Raw genomic sequence first — 19,463 nt, forward strand, 5'->3', positions numbered from 1 at the left:
ATTTTTATTATATCAGTTATTTTCCCTTCGGCCTTCAGGATTGTCATCGGCTGGTGGAGAAGCAGGGGTATCAGGGTTTTCCTTCTTATCATCATTGTCGTTATTTCCAGGATCTTCATTTCCGGAATTTCCATTCCCGTCATTCCCAGGCTGCTGCCCATTGTTATTATTTTGCTCATTATTATTTTGATCCTGCCCCTGATTCTGATCCTGATCCTGATCATTTTGTTGATCATCGTCTTTGTTTTCCTGGTCGTCTTGGTTTTCAGAATCCTGATCCTCGTCTTGAAGTTCTTCCTCTTCTTCATCCTCATTTTCTTCCTGAGAAGGGACTGATACGCTGGCAGATCCCGGAGCGCTCTTTTGAGAGCCTGATACGGCAACAACTTGAATTCCGTATGTTTCACCAGGTTCAACTTCATTAATGGTATAGCTTGTATCTGATGTTGAACCGATATCTTTTTGTTTGCCGCCTCCAAGGTTGACTTTCACTTCAAATTTCATATCACCTTTATCCATGTCCGGATGGCTCCACGAGAAGACAATCTGGTTTCCTTCCTCCTGATATTTACCGGATACTGAAGGGGCATCCAGTTTGTCATAGGCCTGCGATACTTCTTTCGGTTCAGTACCTGCGACAAACAATTCATAAACAATATTGCTTTCAGGAGTATGCTTACTTGGTTTTTTGGCAGGATTGGATCCTTTTTCGACTGCAGCTCTTACTACACTCTTGGGCATAGTAAAGTCAGGTGTTTCAATATCTGCTGACACATGGGTCATCAGATTTTTGAATAACTGCTGAGAAATGGTCAAATCCTTTGGTAGGACTGGATTTTTTCTGTTCTCATAGCCTGTCCAAACGGCAATGGTATAGTTCGTAGTATAACCGGCGAACCAAGAGTCTGGGGAACTTCCATCAGGAATGTTATTTTCAAGCATCTCTTCTTGAGTATAATTCGTTGTTCCCGTTTTGCCGGCAACAGGGAGTCCTGGAATAGCTGCTGCGCTGCCTGTTGCACCTGCTTTGCCTGAGAGTACGTCTTTTAGCATATCTGTCACCATATAAGCTGTTGAATCTTTCATGGCAACTTCCGGTTCCACTTTATTTTTGATTTCCGTTTCGCCGTCCATGAGAACAATCTTTTTCACGGTATGCGGCTTATTGTACATCCCGTTATTGCCGAAGGCTGCATATGCACCGGCAAGCGTCATAGGGGAGGGGTGCTGTTCTCCGCCTCCAATTGCATCAGATTCCACTATTTTAGGGTCATCCAATCCCAGTTTTTCCGTAAATTCTTTGACTTTTTCTTGTCCTACTTCATGGAACGCTTTTAAAGCTGGAATGTTTCTTGAACGATATAATGCTTCCCTAATCGACATTTGTCCCAAATGAGACCTGTCGAAGTTATTGATCGGTGTACCGGTATGATATGAGTATGGCTCATCTTTGACTTGTTCATATGTCGACCAATTTAAATATTCAATTGCAGGACCATAATCAAAAATCGGTTTTGCCGTAGAGCCTGGGGTTTTGTCTTTCAGCTGAGTAGCGAAATTTCGCCCGCGTTTGACATCCTGGTTCCGGCTTCCGCCAATTGCCCTCACTTCACCGGATTTTGTATCCATCAAAACAATTCCTGCCTGGAATTTTTCATCCGGATATTGGACAACTTCATCCGTAAAGAGCATATTTTCGGTGTATTTCTGTGCATCCGGATCAAGTGTTGTATAAATTTTTAATCCGTCTGCAAAGACATTATAGTCTCCCATTTCTTCAACTTCCCTAATGACTTGATCCACAAAAGAATCATATTTATAAGATTCTTTTTGGTTCTCATCTTGAGGGACGAGTGTTTCGGAAACTGAAATTTTCTGTGCTTTTTCCATTTGTTCTTTACTGATCTTGCCATGCTGATGCATTAGGGATAAAACGATGTTTTTTCTTTTATCCGCTTTTTCTAGATGTTTATATGGATTATAATTGTTCGGACTCTGCGGAAGCCCCGCCAAAAATGCTGCTTCCTGTAATTCCAATTCATCCAGTGTTTTATCAAAATAGAACTTTGAAGCTGTTTCAATCCCGTGAATGCCATTGGAATAATATATTTTATTCACATACATTTCAAAGATCTGGTCTTTCGTGAAATTATTCTCAAGCTGGATGGATAACCATGCTTCCTGTGCTTTTCTTTTCAACGTTTTTTCGTCGGAAAGGAAAGAGCGTTTAACCACTTGTTGAGTCAAAGTCGAAGCACCTTCAGAACCGAAACCGCGCGAAACATTGGCAAGTACTGCTCCGGCAAGTCTTTTGACATCAATCCCGTGATGTTTATAAAAACGGACATCTTCGGTAGCCAAGACAGCATCTTTTACCTGCTTGGGAATATCATCAAATTCAACATAGTCACGCCGCTCCGCTCCCAAAGTCGTAAACACTTCGCCGTTAATATCCAATAATTCCGAAGCGACGGGATCAACAAGCAGCTTTTTGTCAAGCTTGGGGGCATCTTTTACATACCAGGCAAACGTACCGGCACCTGCCGCCAAACCTACAAAAGCAAGAACTAAAAAAAGTACCACTATTTTTTTGAACAGGCTGTTTTTCTTGCCCTTTTTTTGTTTTTTATCGGCACCCAGTTTTCGGCGCCGTTCTGTACGAGATTGATAGTTCTCTCCCATGAAAAATCCTCACTTTCCATACCGCAGTTTCTATTTCATCATTAAAATGAATATAGATTCCGTATGACTTTTAAATAATCGATCCTAGGTGCCCATCCTATTTCGATGGAATGCCCGTAGGTTGCCAATTCTTCTTTTGTGATTGATTTACGACCGCCATTTTCCATGCGGTCCCAATAGCGAAATAAATACTCGCCTTCAAGCAAAAAAATCTCCTCAGATGTTGAAAAGCGGATGATGACAAAGGCAATCCCATTTTGGTTTATTACATTTTTCATATGCTCTATCTGATGCACATGAAAATTTTTCAATGGGAAGGATGTTGGATTTTTTGTCTCTTTCGCTTCAAAATCAATATATCTGCCATTGGATATCCCATTGTAATCTGTAGTTGATGCCTGGCGGAAGTATGCTTCTTTTATGACTGCCGTGCTCCTCTTTGCATAATCGACATGGACGATTTGGACAGGCGTGGGCTTCTTATGGATGACAGCCAGTCCATTGGCTAAATAATATTGATTTGTTTCATTTAAATCCTCTTCAAGAGTCATCCCCCTATTACTATATATAATCTCTTTATTAGGTGAATCGGCTTTTTTTTCTTTTTGAGGCCGTGCCACATATTTCCGGCCTGTAGGATAATGAAATTCCATTTTTTATCCCCCTTATGAATCTAAATTATATCACAGGCTTTGAATAAAAATGTGGAACTTTAGTACATATTAAAGAGAAAATGAAGTAGGAGCGCAATGTGATGAACCTCAGCAGCTCGTTTTGCAGGATCCAATCCAAAGAATATTTTATTATAAATCGGATTCGACAGGAAGAGTTTAAAGGCAATAAAGATAACATTTCAAGGACAAAATGTTACCAGCGCTTCTTTTTGCAAAACCCGGAAATCGCATGGTCTTTTTTGGCATCCATGGTTTCAAGAAATACGGGTTGGAATATGAGTGATCTTTTCGGAGAAATAATCCCCGAAATCCTTGATGAGGAGACAAGAAAAAGACTTTTTCTGACACTTGAAAGGGGAAATTGGCTCATCTTTAAAGATGCCTATCCCCAGTTGTTACTATACCAATATTCCAAAAAGCTGCAACGGCCGATGTTCCATTTGCTGGGTCACTTTTTTGTTTCAAATTTCATGCAATCCGAATGGAGACATTTTTGGGAAAATGGGGATAGGAAAAGACTGTTATATGCATTGATCGTCAATGAACAGCATGTGATTCAACAATCGGTTGTTTCGCATCCATTTTATAAAAGTAAAATTTTTCAATCCGCATTTTTTGCATTTCATGAGTTCCTTCACTTCAACTGTATTGTTTTTCCTACAATGAACGGTGAGCTATATGGAGAAAGCGTCGTTCAGTTTAAAAAGGTGTGGAAGAGGATTGATTTGGGTAAACGTCTATCATCCATTTTGTTTGATGAAGACTTGTATCCACACTTTTTGTATTTTGCAGTTAATACAGAACCAACAGGATCACGCCTTGATTATGAACGTTATGCATATGCCTCGAGGAAGCGAAAGAGCCCCTTTATCAGGGCTGTTTCGCCCATTATTGAGCATAACGAAAGGCCGGTGGAAGATTGGTCTTTGAAGGCCCCTCCCAAACTTGGATGGATGGAAACTCCCTGCCTGAAAAAACCGGCTGCTCTAACGCACTGGTTTTATCAAAAACAGGATCAACTCCGACTTTATTTTCTCTTAAGGAAGATGCTTTCAAAAGGAAGTTGACAAAATGTCGAATTGAAGTGCTGGTAAAAAAGATTATACACTTTGTTTGCCGATTCGCTTCTAGTTTTGTCAGCATAGCAGGAAGTTCTTTCAGAAGAGAGAATACGTTATCAAATAAGTCGGACGGAGGAGATAACGATGAACAAAAAAGACTGCCTCGGAAGACTGGCGGAAATTAAGGCCCAATTGGATCTGCTGGAAAGGCAAATTGCTGAAAGAGTCAAAGACGAAGAATCTAGTGAAGCAGCTAAAATGACTCGTGAAAGCAAGGACATGGACAGAAAACTTGCTCAATTGGAACTGAAAGATGCAAGGGAGAGAATAAGACATTATCATGTTTCTTAAACTTTATCATTAAGACCTCTTGATAAGCTGCTTATAAGGATATAAGATGATTATTGCAGTTAGAAGATCAGACAGCAGCTTTATATTCAGCTGTTTTTTAATAGAGGGGCTGTAGAATGATGGAGTATAGTCAATTAAAGGAAATGACAAGGGAATTGCTCGAATGCAATCGCCAAGCAGCTGAGTCTTTCCGTTATTGCCGGAAGACAGGCAAACAGGGAGATTTCTATACTGAGGTGAAGCCTTTTGCCGATAAAGTGAAGGTATTGAGTGAGGAATGGGAACCGACAGCTGTCAAATGGGTGACTGATATCAGGCCAAAAAACCTGTATCCGCTGCAGATTAAAAATACCGCGGAAAACATACAGATGGTCTCCATCAGGGCATTTTTTCCCGATACAAGCATAAAAAGATTCAAGAGTCACATTCAATCGATTGAGTATGTACTGGAGCGGATTCTGGAAGAAATAGAGCAAAACAAATCCCCGGATCAATAATCCGGGGATTTGTTTTGCTCTAGGCTTCAGTTTTTATAGCGCTTTCAAAGAACACATCAATGTTTTGGGCTCCAAGTGCTTCCAATTCACGAATAACGTTCCGGAATTCTTTCAGGGATATTTCATTATTGATATAAGTCTGTTTAGCAAAGTCCAGCAATTGACAAGTGTCTTCAATTGAATATGATCTTTTCTGAAAAAACCTTTCCTTTAATTCGTGAATTGTCATGAACATACCTCCCAGGCTTTTTTTACATATTACCATAGATTTTTTGATTTCCTTTTTAATAGAAAAGTGAGACTTCCGACAAAGGAAGAGAAAAATCGACAATTTTTGTATGCGCTTTCAACTTATGACTTTATCACCTTTGCCAGCAATCACCATATTTTATATGTAGAGTAATTTTGATGAAGGAGGAAACATGGATGTATCACATGAGAAGGGTTACAAGTTATGTCCCTCCTTATCCCAACACGCCCCCGCTTTATCACTCGGGCTTTGGGATGTATCCCCCCAATGGAATTTACCAGGCTCCAATGCAAATAAGTCATATGCATCCTCAACACCTTATGAGTCCGCCGTACGGAGGAAATAACATGCCCAACCAGTTATTTCATAATCCTCTTCAGACAGAGGAAGATCATTTGCAGAATCAATATAATGATGGTTATGCTCAGCCTTATCAAATCCCAAATTTGCCCAAACTGCCGCAAACAGGGCATTTAAACTCATTTGTCAATTCATTCAAATCTCAAAGCGGCTCTTTTGACTTAAATAAAATGATGGATACTGCAGGCCAAATGATGAATGCTTTAACACAGGTTTCCAATATGGCAAAAGGGCTTGGAAGTCTTTTCAAAACTTAAAATAGGTATCGGTCTTTTAAGGCCGATACCCTTTTTTGGCTCCAACTTGGCGAATAGGATGTCCAATGCAATTGGACGGATGGCGCCATAAGTGCTTTATGGCGCAGCTTGTTGCAATTTGCAGAAAATTTAGTTGAAAATTATTAACATAAAGATGATTCGGGGGGCAACTATAAATAAAAAGGCATGTAAATTTTGCTCTGCCGAAACAAGAGGAGCTTGTGCTGCTATTACGTGATATCGATTCTTTTTCCTTTCAGTTTATCGATGGAGACTGTCAATAGGCCGTTTTCATACACAGCCTTTACGTTTTTTGTATCAATGGCTTTTGTCAGCGGAATGGTTCTTGAAGTTCTTCTCATAGTGTCTTTATGTTGATATAAATCCTGTTGCTTATTTTCGGTAGTGATTGTTTCGCGATGTCTGACCGTGATTGTGATGTATTGCTGTAAAACGTCAATTTCGATTTGTTCCTTTTTAATTCCTGGCAGCTTAGCCTGAACGATATATTTCGAATCAGTTTCTTTTAACTCTACTGGAAAGCTGCCAGCAAAAGGCGAAGACATAAATAATTCATCCAAATTTTCCAAAAAACCTTTGACTGGACGATGTTCGAAAAAGTCATTCATCGCTTTCATTAATTGATTAATGGGCTCCGGACTTTTATCATTTGATTTGTCCTTTGAAAAATTTTCCGACATTACAGGTCTCCCTCCCAAGATGAATATATGGTATAGTATGTATGAATAAAATAAAAAGTTCGCATGGCACAACCCTCTTTTCACACCAATTAAGGTTCAAGGGCCATTTATCAGAAATAATTTTGGTAAACATTTCCCGGGCAAGCGCAACATTCGACTTCATTAAAGAGTCAAATAGCGCAAATTGTTTGGAAATGTCGTATATTATACAAATATTTTTGCCTGCGGCCAATCAGCAAAATAGGTATTTGTATTAGTACATGTATGGTTATTTTACATAGGTTGTTAGTGTAAAGAATCTTTTGGTGGAAAGGAGTATAATAAAATGTATATAAACTGTGGTACAAAGGTATGTCCGCCAGTAGTGCACCCGACTAAATGCTGTGTAGTCAACAAATGTTATAATGTCGTTGTACCTGAAATTCACCCATCTCACACAACTACAGTTAATCACATTAATTATAATCATGTGCACAGCTTCCCGCACACTGAATCATGTGCTACTGAAGTGACGAATACCGAATCGATCGCTCCTCCTGGAATGGGATATGGAATGCCTCCAGGACCGGGATTTGGCCCTGGTCCGGGACCAGGACCAGGAATGGGTCCGATAGGTCCGATGGGTCCGATGGGTCCAATGGGAGGGCCGATGTTTCCTTATTAATTATCTGGAACAAGGATGAAAAGCACAGGAATCATCCTTGTTTCCGTACATAAACAATTACTGAACTGATTATTTTAAAGGTTAAATTGACAAATAACCAATATTTTGAAAGAATGATATTAATGTCGTTTGAATTTGAGGTGGTCTCGAATGTTGGCTGAGAAATTGAAACTTACTGCTAAGGAAATATTAGAAAAAGAATTTAAGACAGGTTTTCGAGGATACAAACAAGAAGAAGTAGATAAGTTTTTAGACTTGATTATCAAGGATTATGAATCCATGCATTCCATCATTGATGAGATGCAGCAGGAAAATATGAGGTTGAAAAAACAGTTGGAAGAGAGTTCACGCCGTCAGCAGATCCAGCCGGCAGGCACGACTAACTTTGACATTTTAAAACGGCTGTCGAACTTGGAGAAACATGTATTTGGAAGCAAACTTGATGAAAATGTATAAAGTTCCTTTAATTGCTACTTGTAAAAATATCAATAAAATATTATAATGATCATCCAGTTAAATAACATTCGGGTAATCGCTGCCCTTTTTTCAGAGTGGCAGAGGAAAGTCCATGCTCGCACGGTGCTGAGATGCCCGTAGTGATCACGCCTGGTGAAACAATAAGCCAGGGCAGCCGGATCCCGGCTGACGGCAGGGAAAACATCTACGTCTAACCGGATATGATGTGAATACCTTGAAAGTGCCACAGTGACGAAGCTTTGCCGGAAACGGCAAAGGTGGAACGAGGTAAACCCCGTGAGCGAGAAACTCAAATTATGGTAGAGGCACTCTTATAGCGGAAATGAACGCAGCAAGAGGCAGACAAAACGTCTGCAGATAGATGATTACCGCCCGAGTACGAGATCGCCTATGATCGCCTGTAGTACAAAGGTACAGAACATGGCTTATAGAATGTTATTTATAGGTAAAGCAAAGAGTTATGCCTTCCAATCCAGGAAGGCATTGATTTTTGCTTATTATGAAAGCCTTTACAAACCAGAATATAATTTTCGGTTTTGGAATATACTTTTGTTATAAATTCTATAAGGGAGTGATTTACCGTTATGCCGCATGTGATGAGCGATTTCAAAAGGATATTCGAAGCATTGTATTCCTCCAATGAAATGCTGCGGAAAGAGCACTTGCCCGATAAAGCGAAAAGACGGCTTCAAGAGGCTGAACAAAGTTTGAGCAAGGCGATTCATCATGCTCTATCGGAAAAAAGGAATATCGCCCAGAAATGAGACGCAGGTGTATTGATTCACTTGCGTCTTGCTATGCTCAGCCTGACAATATTCTGGAATAGTCTATTCAGGTAGTATAAGATTGATATATTCATACATATTGGAGGCGTTTACATGCAAATGAATCAAACAGAGACTGCTTTTATGGAATACGTAAAAAAGATGGAGTCATTCAATGAAGCGCTCCAGCTTATTTACTGGGATTTGCGGACGGGCGCGCCAAAAAAAGGGGTAAAACAGAGGTCTCAAGTGATCGGCATGCTGTCCAACGAATACTTTCAAATGTCAATTTCCGAAGAAATGGCTGCTTTTATTGCGAATTTATCCGGAAAGAAAAGCGAGTTGCCTGAACTGGTCCAAAAAACATTGGAAGAGTGCAAAAAGATTTATGACCGCAACAAAAAGATACCGCCTAAAGAGTATAAAGAATATGTCATTTTACAAACAGAAGCGGAGAATATATGGGAGGAAGCCCACAAGAAATCTGATTTCGACATGTTTAAGCCATACTTGGAGAAGCTCGTCAATTATAATAAAAAATTTATTGAGTATTGGGGTTACGAAGGCAACAAATATAATACATTGCTTGATCTGTACGAACCAGGTGTAACAGTGGAAACGATTGATAAAGAATTTGAAACCTTAAAAGAGGAGATCGCACCCTTAATCCAAAAGATTCAAGAATCCGGAAATAAGCCTGCAATGGATTTCCTTTTTCATCCTTTTCCAAAGGAACAGCAGAAGAAATTCAGCCTGAAAATCTTAGCACAGATGGGTTATGACTTTGAAGCCGGGCGGCTTGATGAAACAATTCATCCATTTGCCACGGGCCTAAATCCGGGGGACGTGCGTATTACAACAAGGTATCACGATAATGATTGGAGAATGGCTGTTTTCGGAACGATTCACGAAGGTGGCCATGCTTTGTATGAACAAAATATATCAGGTGAATTGATCGGAACACCACTTTGCACCGGAACTTCGATGGGAATACACGAATCACAATCATTATTTTACGAAAATATTTTGGCGAGGGACAGATCCTTTTGGGAATACAACTTTGAGATTCTAAAAAAATATTCCAACGGTCAATTCGATGATGTCAGGCTGGATGAATTTTACCGTGCAATCAACAAAGCCGAGCCATCCTTGATCAGAATCGAATCTGATAACCTGACGTATTCCCTGCATATTATCATTAGATATGAAATCGAAAAAGCACTGTTCAATAACGAAATCAACATTGACGAGTTGCCGGATATATGGAATGACAAATATGAACAATATTTGGGAATTCGGCCAAAGAACGATTCCGAAGGAGTCTTGCAAGATGTACACTGGGCCGCCGGTAACTTTGGTTACTTCCCTTCTTATGCGCTTGGGTATATGTATGCTGCACAGATCAAAAATGCCATGATTGGAGAGATACCGGAATATGATCAGCTTTTAAAGACGGGGAACCTCCGTCCGATAAGAGAATGGCTTACCAAACATATCCATCGTTATGGAAAAACGAAAAAACCCCTTGAGCTTATCAAAGAAGCAACAGGGGAAGGGTTATCAGCTAAATATTTAACTGATTATCTTGTTGAAAAATATTCCATCCTTTATAATCTAGAGTAGCAGGCTCTAATAACTATAGTTGGCAGTTATATATATTATTTTACAATAGATAAGGGTGGCTTTTAGCCATCCTTATCTATTGGTCTGATAGATTGCTAGAAAAGGGAAGTTGTAAAGTTGGCCAGGCATACAGTTGTGTCGGGGCATTATTATGGGGGACCCTTGCGATAATTGTTAAGAAGCTGTCCTATTATGATTTTTCGGAAATGGAGATTGTTACAATACATGTTTTTGGTGCATTTATATTTCTTATACCTTTTGCACTCGCGACGAATTCAATGGGCCAATTTAAAATACGATGAATCGGGACAAGACTTTTAAGTATTGTATTTTTCTATTGGTCATATTTTACCGCTATGAATATGATGTCTATTTCAATTGCCGTTATGCTGCTTTTTTATACCGGTCCTGCCTTCGTTGCAGTCTTATCAGTTATATTTTTAAAAGAGAAGTTCACCCTGTCACAGGTTGTGCTGTTATAGCCTTGTCTGGTGATATCAGCTCAGGGAAATGGATAGTACCTGGATTCATTATCGGTTTATGCTTAGGATCGGGGTATGCCCTGTATAGTATTTTCGGAAAAGTGGCTTTGAGAAATTATCATTCAATGACCGTTACCCTGTATACATTTTTCACCTGCTCGGTTTGCCTGCTGCCATTTTTCCGGTTTTGGAAAAAGGCTGCATTGCTGCGGCTTGAAGGCTGGCTTTATATGATAGGTTTAGGTTTGTTTCCAACCGTATTCGCCTATTTACTTTATACTTATTGGCTGAATAAAGTGGAAACGAGTACGGCCTCCATTTTGGCCGCAGTGGAACCTGTGGCAGCGGCAATTGATTGGCACTATCCTTTCATGAACAGCTTCAAGGAGGACAATTGGCAGGGGCCATTATGATTGTGTCCTCCATTTTGGTCATCAGTTATGAAAGAACAAAAAGGGGACCAATTACTATATAAAAAAAACGATTCAATTTCGATAATCGAAATTGAATCGTTTTTATTAGGCATTCGCAGCTTCTTTTTCAATTTTGCTAGCGAAGGCTTTTACTTCGTCCATATATTCGTTGAACTGTTGAATATCCATCTGTTGGGCAGAATCCGAAAGAGCCACAGCAGGATCTGGATGGACTTCTGCCATAACAGCATCCGCACCAATGGCGATTGCCGCTTTTGTAGCAGGGAGAAGAAGATCTTTCCGTCCGGTTGAGTGGGTTACATCAACAACAACTGGAAGATGGGTTTCTTTCTTCAAAATAGGAACGGCAGAAATATCAAGTGTATTTCTAGTCGCTTTTTCGTAAGTGCGTATGCCTCTTTCACAAAGGATGATTTGATCGTTTCCTTGTGCGTGAATGTATTCGGCGGCATACATGAACTCTTCGATGGTTGCTGCAAGCCCGCGTTTTAAAAGAACTGGCTTGCGAACCGCACCAGCAACCTTCAATAACTCAAAGTTTTGCATGTTGCGAGCACCTATTTGAATCACATCTACATAATCAAGTGCCGCTTCCATATCGTACGGATTCAATATTTCGCTGACTACAGCCAATCCCTCTTCATCGGCGACCTGTTTGAGTATCTTCAGTCCGTCCAAGCCGAGACCTTGGAAATCATAGGGAGATGTCCGAGGTTTGAATGCACCTCCGCGCAATAGCTTCAATCCTTGTTTTTTCAGTGCCTGAGCCACAGCTTTAACCTGATCGTAGCTTTCAACGGCGCAAGGTCCCATGATAAAATGAGCTTTTCCATCACCGATGTTTTCGCCATGAATCGATACAATTGTATCATCCGGTTTTTTCTTTCTTGAAACGAGCAGTGCCTGACGATGGTCATCTTCCTGTAATTCAAGGCTTGCTTTAAAGATTTGTTTGAATATGTGTTGTACAGTTGATGTAGTAAATGGGCCCTCGTTGTGATCAGCAATCATATTCAACAGCTTTCGCTCTTGGACAGGGTCAAAACGTTTCACGCCCTGCATTTCTTTTAATTTACCAATTTCTTGAGCGATCCGGCCTCGTTCGTTTAACAGATCTAAAATTTGCAATGTGGTTTTCTCAATTTGAGAACGTAAACTTTCCAATTCTGACAACGATAAGCCCTCCTTGATTTATTCACTGCTTCACAGTCATTGAAATTTTATAAAAAAATAAACTTTAGGACTTCAACGCTGTAAAGCATGTGTGTTATAATTTTTATTGATAGCTCAACACATTAAACCGTATTTGTTTCATTGTCAAGAGGATTTTTTAAATTGTTTGCCTATTTTTAATTATATCATTGCTAATCCATGACAACTGCCGGAAAATCTGAACATTTTCCAGCATAACAGTAAAAATGTAAAAATTGGCTTTACAATGATATCTTTATGTGGTAAAAATTAATGTTAAATAACTTTGAAAATAGCTATGACAGGACAAAGTAGTGTTCATCTCCCTGTTTTAATAGAGAGCTGATGGCAGGTGAAAATCAGCACAAAGATGAATGCGAATTACTTCCTTGAGCTTCTTTTAGGAACGCTTGAATCGATTATCAAGCCAGTATGAAAAGACGGGAGCAGCCGTTATCTGTTTGAGTGGCGGAAAATTATTTCCGCAATGAGGGTGGTACCGCGATAATGATCGTCCCTGCTATATGCAGGGGCGTTTTTTATTTTAATTAAACAATTGGAGGGCTTTACGAATGAGATATTTGACAGCTGGAGAATCACACGGTCCGCAGTTGACCGCAATTTTGGAAGGCGTTCCTGCAGGCTTGACGCTTACTGAAGAAATGATAAACGAACAATTATCCCGACGGCAAAAAGGCTATGGCCGTGGAAGAAGGATGCAAATAGAAAAGGACAATGTGCAAATATTAAGCGGAGTACGCCACGGGAAAACGATAGGTTCGCCAATTACACTGGTCATCGAAAATCGGGACTTCAAACATTGGACTAAAATAATGGGGGCAGCACCGCTCGAAGAAAATGAAGAGCAGGAAGTGAAGAGGCAGATTACACGCCCGCGCCCTGGCCATGCTGATTTAAATGGGGCTTTGAAATATGGCCATCGTGATATGCGAAATGTGCTGGAGCGCTCTTCAGCTAGAGAAACAACGGCAAGAGTGGCCGCAGGAGCTGTCGCCAGAATCATTCTATCACAGCTCGGAATCAAGGTTGCCGGACATGTATTGGAAATTGGCGGAATCCGTGCTGAAAACACAGATTATGGATCAATTGAGGAATTACAGGAGAAAACGGAAAACTCTCCGGTTCGTTGCCTTGACGAAACAGCTGCGGAAAAAATGATGCGGGCAATTGATGAGGCCAAGGAGCAAGGAGATTCAATCGGAGGAATTGTAGAAGTGGTTGTTGATGGAATGCCTGCCGGTGTCGGCAGCTATGTTCATTACGACAGGAAGCTGGACAGCAAATTGGCTGGAGCTGTAATGAGCATCAACGCATTCAAAGGAGTTGAAATCGGTATCGGTTTCGAAGCGGCACACAAACCTGGAAGCCAGGTGCATGATGAAATCTTGTGGGATGAGGAAAAAGGCTATACAAGAGGGTCCAATAATGCTGGTGGTTTGGAAGGCGGCATGTCGACGGGAATGCCTATTGTAGTTAGAGGTGTCATGAAGCCGATTCCTACACTCTACAAACCTCTGCAAAGTGTTGATATTGATACAAAGGAGCCTTTTAAAGCAAGCATCGAAAGATCCGATAGTTGTGCAGTCCCTGCAGCAAGTGTAGTTGCCGAGGCGGTGGTTGCGTGGGAATTGGCGGCAGCAGTATTGGAGCATTTCGGACACGATCGTATGGATGCAATAAAGGATCACGTTGAAGAATACAAAAAATATACAAGAAACTTTTAATTTAGGAGAGGCGCTGCTCTGCCAATCGACCAGATGCCGAACCATACTTATAAAAAATTAAAGGTGGGAAAAATGATGAATGTAAAGGTGAGGCCACAACTTTTGACAATGAAAGCATATGCCCCGGGAAAATCAAGTGAAGAGGTGCAACGTGAGTACGGCTTGGATAAAATCGTGAAGCTTGCTTCGAACGAAAATCCTTACGGAACTTCTCCGCACGTCAGTAAAGTAATCTCCAGTATGGAGAACTTTGCAATTTACCCCGATGGAGCAGCAACTGTTCTAAGAAAAAAAGTTGCAAAGTATACAGGGGTCAAAGAAGATCAATTAATCTTTTCCAGCGGATTGGATGAATTGATTCAGATTATCAGCAAAGCTCTACTGGACGAAAATTCCAATACAGTTATGGCAACTGGGACTTTCCCACAGTATCGCCACAATGCAGTTGTTCAAAATGCGGAAATCCGTGAAGTGCCTTTACAAGACGGCCGGCATGATTTGCAGGCAATGGCAAAAGAAGTTGATGATGATACCAAAGTGGTTTGGATATGTAACCCTAATAATCCGACCGGGACGTATGTGAACGATAAAGAATTAGGTCAATTTCTGCAGTCTGTTCCATCTCATGTTCTCGTTGTCTTGGATGAGGCCTATTACGAATACGTAACAGCCCAAGATTATCCTGAAACAATTCCGCTTCTCGACCAATACGACAATCTTATGGTATTGCGGACCTTCTCAAAAGCTTTCGGGCTTGCTGCGTTCCGAATAGGATATGGGATTGGAGCGGCCTCCTTCATACAGCAATTGGAAGTTGTAAGATTGCCGTTTAATACATCAATGCTTGCCCAAAAAGCAGCTATTGCGGCATTGGAGGATTTGGATTTTGTTGATAGAAGTGTGAGCTCAAATGCACATGAGCTTCAGAAATTCTACGAGATCTGTACGCGGCATAATATAAATTTTTATCCTTCACAAGGCAACTTTATATTTATTTCAATCCCAGGAAAAGAAAGTGCGGAAGTCTTTCAATATTTATTGGAAAGAGGCTATACAGTCAGGCCGTTTCCGAATGGGATTCGCATTACAGTCGGAACAAAAGAAGAGAATAGCGAGCTCTTTGACATAATAGAAAAAATGGTGCTGGTCAAACACTAGATTTAGCAGAGAGGAAAATACAGCTTGGATAAAAGAGTTTTAATCATAGGGGTGGGGTTGATCGGTGGCTCTATTGCCTTAGCGATCAAAAAGGAACATCCCGGTGCTTATATTATCGGCTATGACCTGAATGAAGAAAATTGCAGGCTTGCCGAGAGAATGAACATCATCGATGAATGCTCTCCATCCTTTGAGAAAGAAGCGGTAAAGAGTGATTTAATCATTCTTGCCTGCCCTGTTGAAGAAGTAGAGCAAAAAATCTGCCAATTGGCGGAACTGCCCTTAAAGCCGGAAGCCATCATTACTGATGTGGGAAGTACAAAAGTTAAAATAATGGAAAAGTCAGCGGTATTACGGAAAAAAGGGGCAGTTTTTATCGGTGGCCATCCTATGGCTGGATCCCATAAATCCGGGGCCGGCAGCGCAAGGAAACATTTATTTGAAAATGCTTTTTATATTTTGACACCTGCTAAAGATACAAACGAAGAAATAGTATGTGAACTGAAAGATTGGCTGAAGGGGACAGGTGCAAATTTCGTGATCATGGAACCGGAAGAACATGATATGATTACCGGGGTTGTCAGCCACTTGCCCCACTTAATTGCCGCAGGTATAGTCAGTCAGGTGGAAAAACACTCTGGGATTAATGAACGTGTCCGCTGGCTTGCGGCAGGCGGATTCCGAGATATCACCCGGATTGCCTCCAGCAGCCCCGCTATGTGGGGAGATATTGTCAAACATAATCAATCCAGCTTACTCTCCTTGATTGATGAATGGATCGATGAGATGAAACATATAAAGGAGCTAGTGCAATCCGGGAATAAAAATAACATTTACAACTATTTTGCCAATGCAAAAAAGTTTAGGGATTCTCTTCCTGTAAGAGCAAGAGGAGCAATCGATGCTTTTTATGATCTGTACGTCGATGTTTTGGATAAGCCAGGGGTCATCTCTCATGTTACAACCATATTGGCCGAGAAGAAGATCAGTTTGACAAATATTCGGATTCTGGAAGCACGGGAAGATGTTTTCGGGGTACTTCGGTTAAGCTTTCAAACAGAGGAAGACAGGCAAAAGGCAAGAGATTGCCTGAATGAAAACGACTATGAGACGTATTTAAATATGTAGGGGGAAATCCTGTTGACAATTACATTGAAAACAGAAGGAGACATTCAATTGAAGGGCACAATCAAGGTGCCCGGTGATAAATCAATTTCCCATAGGTCAGTCATGCTTGGTGCGATTGCCGAGGGTAAGACGAAAGTCTATGGGCTGCTAACAGGTGAAGATTGTCTGAATACAATCGATTGTTTTAGAAAGATGGGAGTTCAAATCAAGCGGGAAGGGAATTATGTGGAAATTGACGGAACTGGATTTAATGGCTTAAAAGAGCCAGATGAAATCCTTGATGTTGGAAACTCCGGAACCACTATACGCTTAATGCTCGGAATTTTAGCCGGAGCCCCTTTCCACACTTGTCTTATAGGGGATGATTCCATTGCGAAAAGGCCTATGGATAGGGTGGCTCGTCCTTTAAGGCAGATGGGGGCTAGAATCGACGGCCGTAAAAATGGAAGCTTTACACCGATTAGCATCAGGGGCGGAGGTCTTAAAGGAATTGAATATTCATCTCCGGTTGCCAGCGCACAGGTCAAATCGTCGATTTTATTGGCGGGACTTCATGCAGAAGGGATGACAACAGTTATTGAACCCCAATCATCGAGAGACCATACGGAAAGAATGCTGAAAGCCTTTGGCTGCGAGGTGGAAATTGATGGATTAAAAACGGCAATCAGGGGAAAACAAGCTTTAAAAGGCACAACAATTAAAGTTCCAGGAGATATTTCTTCGGCCGCATTTTTTCTTGTTGCTGGAGCCATTGTCCCCAATAGTGAATTGACTATCAAGAATGTAGGAATAAACTCAACAAGAACTGGAATAATAGACGTACTGAAAGAAATGGGTGCGAATATTATAATAGAAGAAACTGAATCAGGCGAAATTGAACCAGCTGCGGATATCTCCATTAAAACATCGAATCTAAAAGGTATTGAAATTGGCGGGGACATGATACCCAGGCTGATAGATGAAATACCGATTATAGCATTGGCAGCGACTCAGGCTGAAGGAGTAACCATCATAAAAGATGCGGAAGAGTTAAAGGTCAAGGAGACAAACCGTATTGACACAGTGGTGCGGGAGCTTTCTAAAATGGGAGCAAGGATAGAAGCCACCGACGATGGGATGATCATTTACGGTGGAACTGATCTGCGTCCTTCGCTTGTTGATAGCCATGGAGACCACCGTATCGGAATGATGCTGGCGATTGCCTCGTGCCTTGCCAAAGGAGAGACCGTCGTTGAAAACAGTGAGGCCATTTCCATTTCTTACCCCAATTTCTTTCAACATTTAGAAGAACTGAAGTCTTAATCTTACCATTACAATCGCCCGAGGGGAAAGAGAAGGGGGATATTCAATTGCCGTACATTTTATCAGTCGGAACAGGAGTCCCTGAGAATAAAATTTCACAAAAAGATGCCATGGAGTTTGCCAGGCATCTTTTTTCCACGTCAGTTGACCATATAGATCGATTGCTGAAAGTTTTTCACAATGGTGAAATCGAAAAGAGGCATATTGCAAAAGGTATAAAATGGTATCAAAGTGACCATTCCTTCGAAGAGAAGAATGACGCTTTTATTGAGACGGCAGTGGATTTAAGTATCAAGGCCATAGTCAGCTGTTTACATTCCCCGCTTTTAACGGAAAAGGTTGAATATGAGGATATTGATGCCATCTTCATGATCTGTACAACAGGGCTTGCTACACCGAGCTTGGAAGCAAGAATGATGAACGTGCTTCCCTTTTCAAGGCATGTGAAGAGAATTCCTATCTGGGGATTGGGCTGTGCAGGCGGGGCGGCCGGACTTTCAAGGGCATATGAGTATTGCCGGGCATTTCCCTCGGCAAAAGTATTGGTTGTAGCGGTTGAATTATGCAGCTTAACATTCCAGAAAGACGACCTTTCAAAAAGCAACCTGATTGGCACTTCTCTTTTTGCCGATGGAGCTGCGGCTGCACTTGTGGTTGGTACAGAAGTTGATCGTGAAAGACTTACGTATAGTCCGGTACCCAGAGTGATAGATACGAAATCCACACTGCTTAGTGACTCCCTGGATGTGATGGGATGGGACATTAAGGACGAGGGCCTATTTGTTGTATTTTCAAAGAGCATTCCAGCACTCGTGGAAAATTGGCTAGAACCCAATGTTTCGGGATTTTTGGAAGAACATCAATTGAAAATACGGGACATTGGTCCATTCATTGCACATCCGGGCGGCAAAAAAGTGATCTCGGCCTATGAAAAAGCCTTGCATCTCGATGCGGAAAAAACACTGGAATCGTTAAATGTTCTTCGTGATTATGGCAATATGTCATCAGCCTCCGTTTTATATGTACTAAAGAATTTTTTAAACAAAAACATACGAAGCGGTGAATATGGAATCATTACCGCATTGGGTCCCGGATTCAGTTCCGAGCTTCTTTTGGTCAGGTGGGAATGATGTTTTTCACTGTATTTTTGATGGTTGTTATCATCCAGCGTTTGTCAGAACTTGCATTGGCCAAGAGGAATGAGCGATGGATGAAAGAGCGTGGTGGCAAAGAATTTGGAAAGAGTCATTATTGGGCCATGGTGCTCATGCATCTTGTTTTTTTCATTTCTCTGGTTTTGGAAGTTACTGTTCTTCAAAGAACACTCAACCCCTATTGGGGAGCACTGATCATTATATTTCTATTGACGCAGGCAGCGAGAATATGGATTATTGGAACTTTGGGGAAATATTGGAATACAAAGATCATTGTCCTTCCAGGGGCAAAGTCCGTTAAAAAGGGACCATTCAAATATATCAAGCACCCCAACTATTTGATCGTCACTATCGAATTGATTATCATTCCTCTTATTTTTCAGGCCTACTTGACTGCAGCAGTATTTTTCGTCTTAAATCAGTTCGTATTGGCTGTCAGAATACCTGTGGAGGAAAAAGCCCTCCGAAAATATACAGATTATCCTTCGCGTTTGTAATTATAGGACTA

General features: G+C 41.0%; 20 protein-coding genes, 1 other RNA gene and 1 other annotated feature. Of the genes, 16 read left to right on the forward strand and 5 right to left on the reverse strand.

Translation table 11 applies throughout. The annotated features are described in order from the left end of the window. Positions 1 to 12 precede the first annotated feature (12 nt). Entirely contained in the window at positions 13 to 2,682 is a 2,670-nt protein-coding gene (locus C509_RS0112055; RefSeq protein WP_018707188.1) for a penicillin-binding protein 1A, read from the reverse strand. Between the two features lie 41 nt (positions 2,683 to 2,723). Then, positions 2,724 to 3,335 (reverse strand): Holliday junction resolvase RecU, encoded by a 612-nt coding sequence (recU, locus tag C509_RS0112060; RefSeq protein WP_018707189.1) that lies wholly within the window; start codon positions 3,333 to 3,335, stop codon positions 2,724 to 2,726. Positions 3,336 to 3,436: 101 nt separating this feature from the next. On the opposite strand from recU, the gene C509_RS0112065 reads away from it, so the two are divergent. The 3 genes from C509_RS0112065 to C509_RS0112075 all read left to right on the forward strand — a co-directional run bounded on the left by C509_RS0112065 (position 3,437) and on the right by C509_RS0112075 (position 5,265). Then, complete coding sequence (locus C509_RS0112065) at positions 3,437 to 4,423, forward strand: DUF2515 family protein (protein WP_018707190.1); 987 nt, start codon at positions 3,437 to 3,439, stop codon at positions 4,421 to 4,423. A gap of 138 nt (positions 4,424 to 4,561) precedes the next feature. After that, on the forward strand, positions 4,562 to 4,768 hold the full coding sequence (locus tag C509_RS0112070; protein WP_018707191.1) for a hypothetical protein: 207 nt from the start codon (positions 4,562 to 4,564) through the stop codon (positions 4,766 to 4,768). A 116-nt stretch (positions 4,769 to 4,884) separates the two neighbouring features. Next, positions 4,885 to 5,265 (forward strand): YppE family protein, encoded by a 381-nt coding sequence (locus tag C509_RS0112075; RefSeq protein ID WP_018707192.1) that lies wholly within the window; start codon positions 4,885 to 4,887, stop codon positions 5,263 to 5,265. Between the two features lie 19 nt (positions 5,266 to 5,284). On the opposite strand, the gene yppF is transcribed toward C509_RS0112075, so the two are convergent. After that, the gene (gene yppF / locus C509_RS0112080; RefSeq protein ID WP_018707193.1) at positions 5,285 to 5,494 is read right to left on the reverse strand and encodes a YppF family protein; all 210 of its coding nucleotides are present in this window, start codon (positions 5,492 to 5,494) and stop codon (positions 5,285 to 5,287) included. A 323-nt stretch (positions 5,495 to 5,817) separates the two neighbouring features. On the opposite strand from yppF, the gene C509_RS27020 reads away from it, so the two are divergent. Next, positions 5,818 to 6,132 (forward strand): YppG family protein, encoded by a 315-nt coding sequence (locus C509_RS27020; RefSeq protein WP_483852524.1) that lies wholly within the window; start codon positions 5,818 to 5,820, stop codon positions 6,130 to 6,132. A 230-nt stretch (positions 6,133 to 6,362) separates the two neighbouring features. Here the strand turns inward: C509_RS27020 and C509_RS0112090 are convergent, their stop codons facing one another. After that, entirely contained in the window at positions 6,363 to 6,833 is a 471-nt protein-coding gene (locus C509_RS0112090; RefSeq protein ID WP_018707195.1) for an Hsp20/alpha crystallin family protein, read from the reverse strand. Between the two features lie 325 nt (positions 6,834 to 7,158). Between C509_RS0112090 and C509_RS0112095 the strand changes: the two genes are divergently transcribed. The 6 genes from C509_RS0112095 (at position 7,159) to C509_RS27520 (ending at position 11,256) form a co-directional block, all read left to right on the forward strand. Then, complete coding sequence (locus C509_RS0112095; protein WP_018707196.1) at positions 7,159 to 7,497, forward strand: CotD family spore coat protein; 339 nt, start codon at positions 7,159 to 7,161, stop codon at positions 7,495 to 7,497. Positions 7,498 to 7,647: 150 nt separating this feature from the next. After that, entirely contained in the window at positions 7,648 to 7,953 is a 306-nt protein-coding gene (gpsB, locus tag C509_RS0112100) for a cell division regulator GpsB (RefSeq protein ID WP_018707197.1), read from the forward strand. Between the two features lie 64 nt (positions 7,954 to 8,017). Further along, positions 8,018 to 8,407: RNase P RNA component class B (gene rnpB, locus C509_RS25570), an RNA gene on the forward strand. Between the two features lie 151 nt (positions 8,408 to 8,558). Next, positions 8,559 to 8,738, forward strand: a complete 180-nt coding sequence (locus tag C509_RS0112105) for a hypothetical protein (protein WP_018707198.1) — start codon at positions 8,559 to 8,561, stop codon at positions 8,736 to 8,738. Positions 8,739 to 8,852: 114 nt separating this feature from the next. Then, entirely contained in the window at positions 8,853 to 10,361 is a 1,509-nt protein-coding gene (locus C509_RS0112110; protein WP_018707199.1) for a carboxypeptidase M32, read from the forward strand. A gap of 298 nt (positions 10,362 to 10,659) precedes the next feature. Then, a complete protein-coding gene (locus tag C509_RS27520; RefSeq protein WP_051088695.1) occupies positions 10,660 to 11,256 on the forward strand; it encodes an EamA family transporter in 597 nt (198 codons plus the stop codon). 105 nt (positions 11,257 to 11,361) lie between these two features. On the opposite strand, the gene C509_RS0112120 is transcribed toward C509_RS27520, so the two are convergent. Further along, positions 11,362 to 12,450 carry a bifunctional 3-deoxy-7-phosphoheptulonate synthase/chorismate mutase gene (locus C509_RS0112120; RefSeq protein ID WP_018707201.1) on the reverse strand — a complete coding sequence of 363 codons (1,089 nt, stop codon included), beginning with the start codon at positions 12,448 to 12,450 and terminating at the stop codon, positions 11,362 to 11,364. Between the two features lie 307 nt (positions 12,451 to 12,757). Next, positions 12,758 to 12,990 (forward strand) — a binding site (T-box leader). A 50-nt stretch (positions 12,991 to 13,040) separates the two neighbouring features. On the opposite strand from C509_RS0112120, the gene aroC reads away from it, so the two are divergent. The 6 genes from aroC (at position 13,041) to C509_RS0112150 (ending at position 19,452) form a co-directional block, all read left to right on the forward strand. After that, positions 13,041 to 14,213 (forward strand): chorismate synthase, encoded by a 1,173-nt coding sequence (gene aroC, locus C509_RS0112125; protein ID WP_018707202.1) that lies wholly within the window; start codon positions 13,041 to 13,043, stop codon positions 14,211 to 14,213. Positions 14,214 to 14,288: 75 nt separating this feature from the next. Beyond that, the gene (gene hisC, locus C509_RS0112130) at positions 14,289 to 15,371 is read left to right on the forward strand and encodes a histidinol-phosphate transaminase (RefSeq protein WP_033370093.1); all 1,083 of its coding nucleotides are present in this window, start codon (positions 14,289 to 14,291) and stop codon (positions 15,369 to 15,371) included. Between the two features lie 24 nt (positions 15,372 to 15,395). Beyond that, positions 15,396 to 16,499, forward strand: a complete 1,104-nt coding sequence (locus tag C509_RS0112135) for a prephenate dehydrogenase (protein WP_018707204.1) — start codon at positions 15,396 to 15,398, stop codon at positions 16,497 to 16,499. Between the two features lie 18 nt (positions 16,500 to 16,517). After that, the gene (aroA, locus tag C509_RS0112140; protein ID WP_026319828.1) at positions 16,518 to 17,801 is read left to right on the forward strand and encodes a 3-phosphoshikimate 1-carboxyvinyltransferase; all 1,284 of its coding nucleotides are present in this window, start codon (positions 16,518 to 16,520) and stop codon (positions 17,799 to 17,801) included. A gap of 47 nt (positions 17,802 to 17,848) precedes the next feature. Then, positions 17,849 to 18,931: a type III polyketide synthase gene (locus C509_RS0112145; protein ID WP_018707206.1), complete on the forward strand. Its 1,083-nt coding sequence runs from the start codon at positions 17,849 to 17,851 to the stop codon at positions 18,929 to 18,931. After that, positions 18,931 to 19,452, forward strand: coding sequence for an isoprenylcysteine carboxyl methyltransferase family protein (locus tag C509_RS0112150; protein WP_018707207.1), 522 nt, complete (start codon positions 18,931 to 18,933; stop codon positions 19,450 to 19,452). The genes C509_RS0112145 and C509_RS0112150 overlap by 1 nt, the downstream gene beginning before the upstream one ends. Positions 19,453 to 19,463: the final 11 nt, after the last annotated feature.

The sequence above is a fragment of the Siminovitchia fordii DSM 16014 = CIP 108821 genome, assembly GCF_000374565.1.
In the GTDB taxonomy this organism is placed as follows: domain Bacteria; phylum Bacillota; class Bacilli; order Bacillales; family Bacillaceae_C; genus Siminovitchia; species Siminovitchia fordii.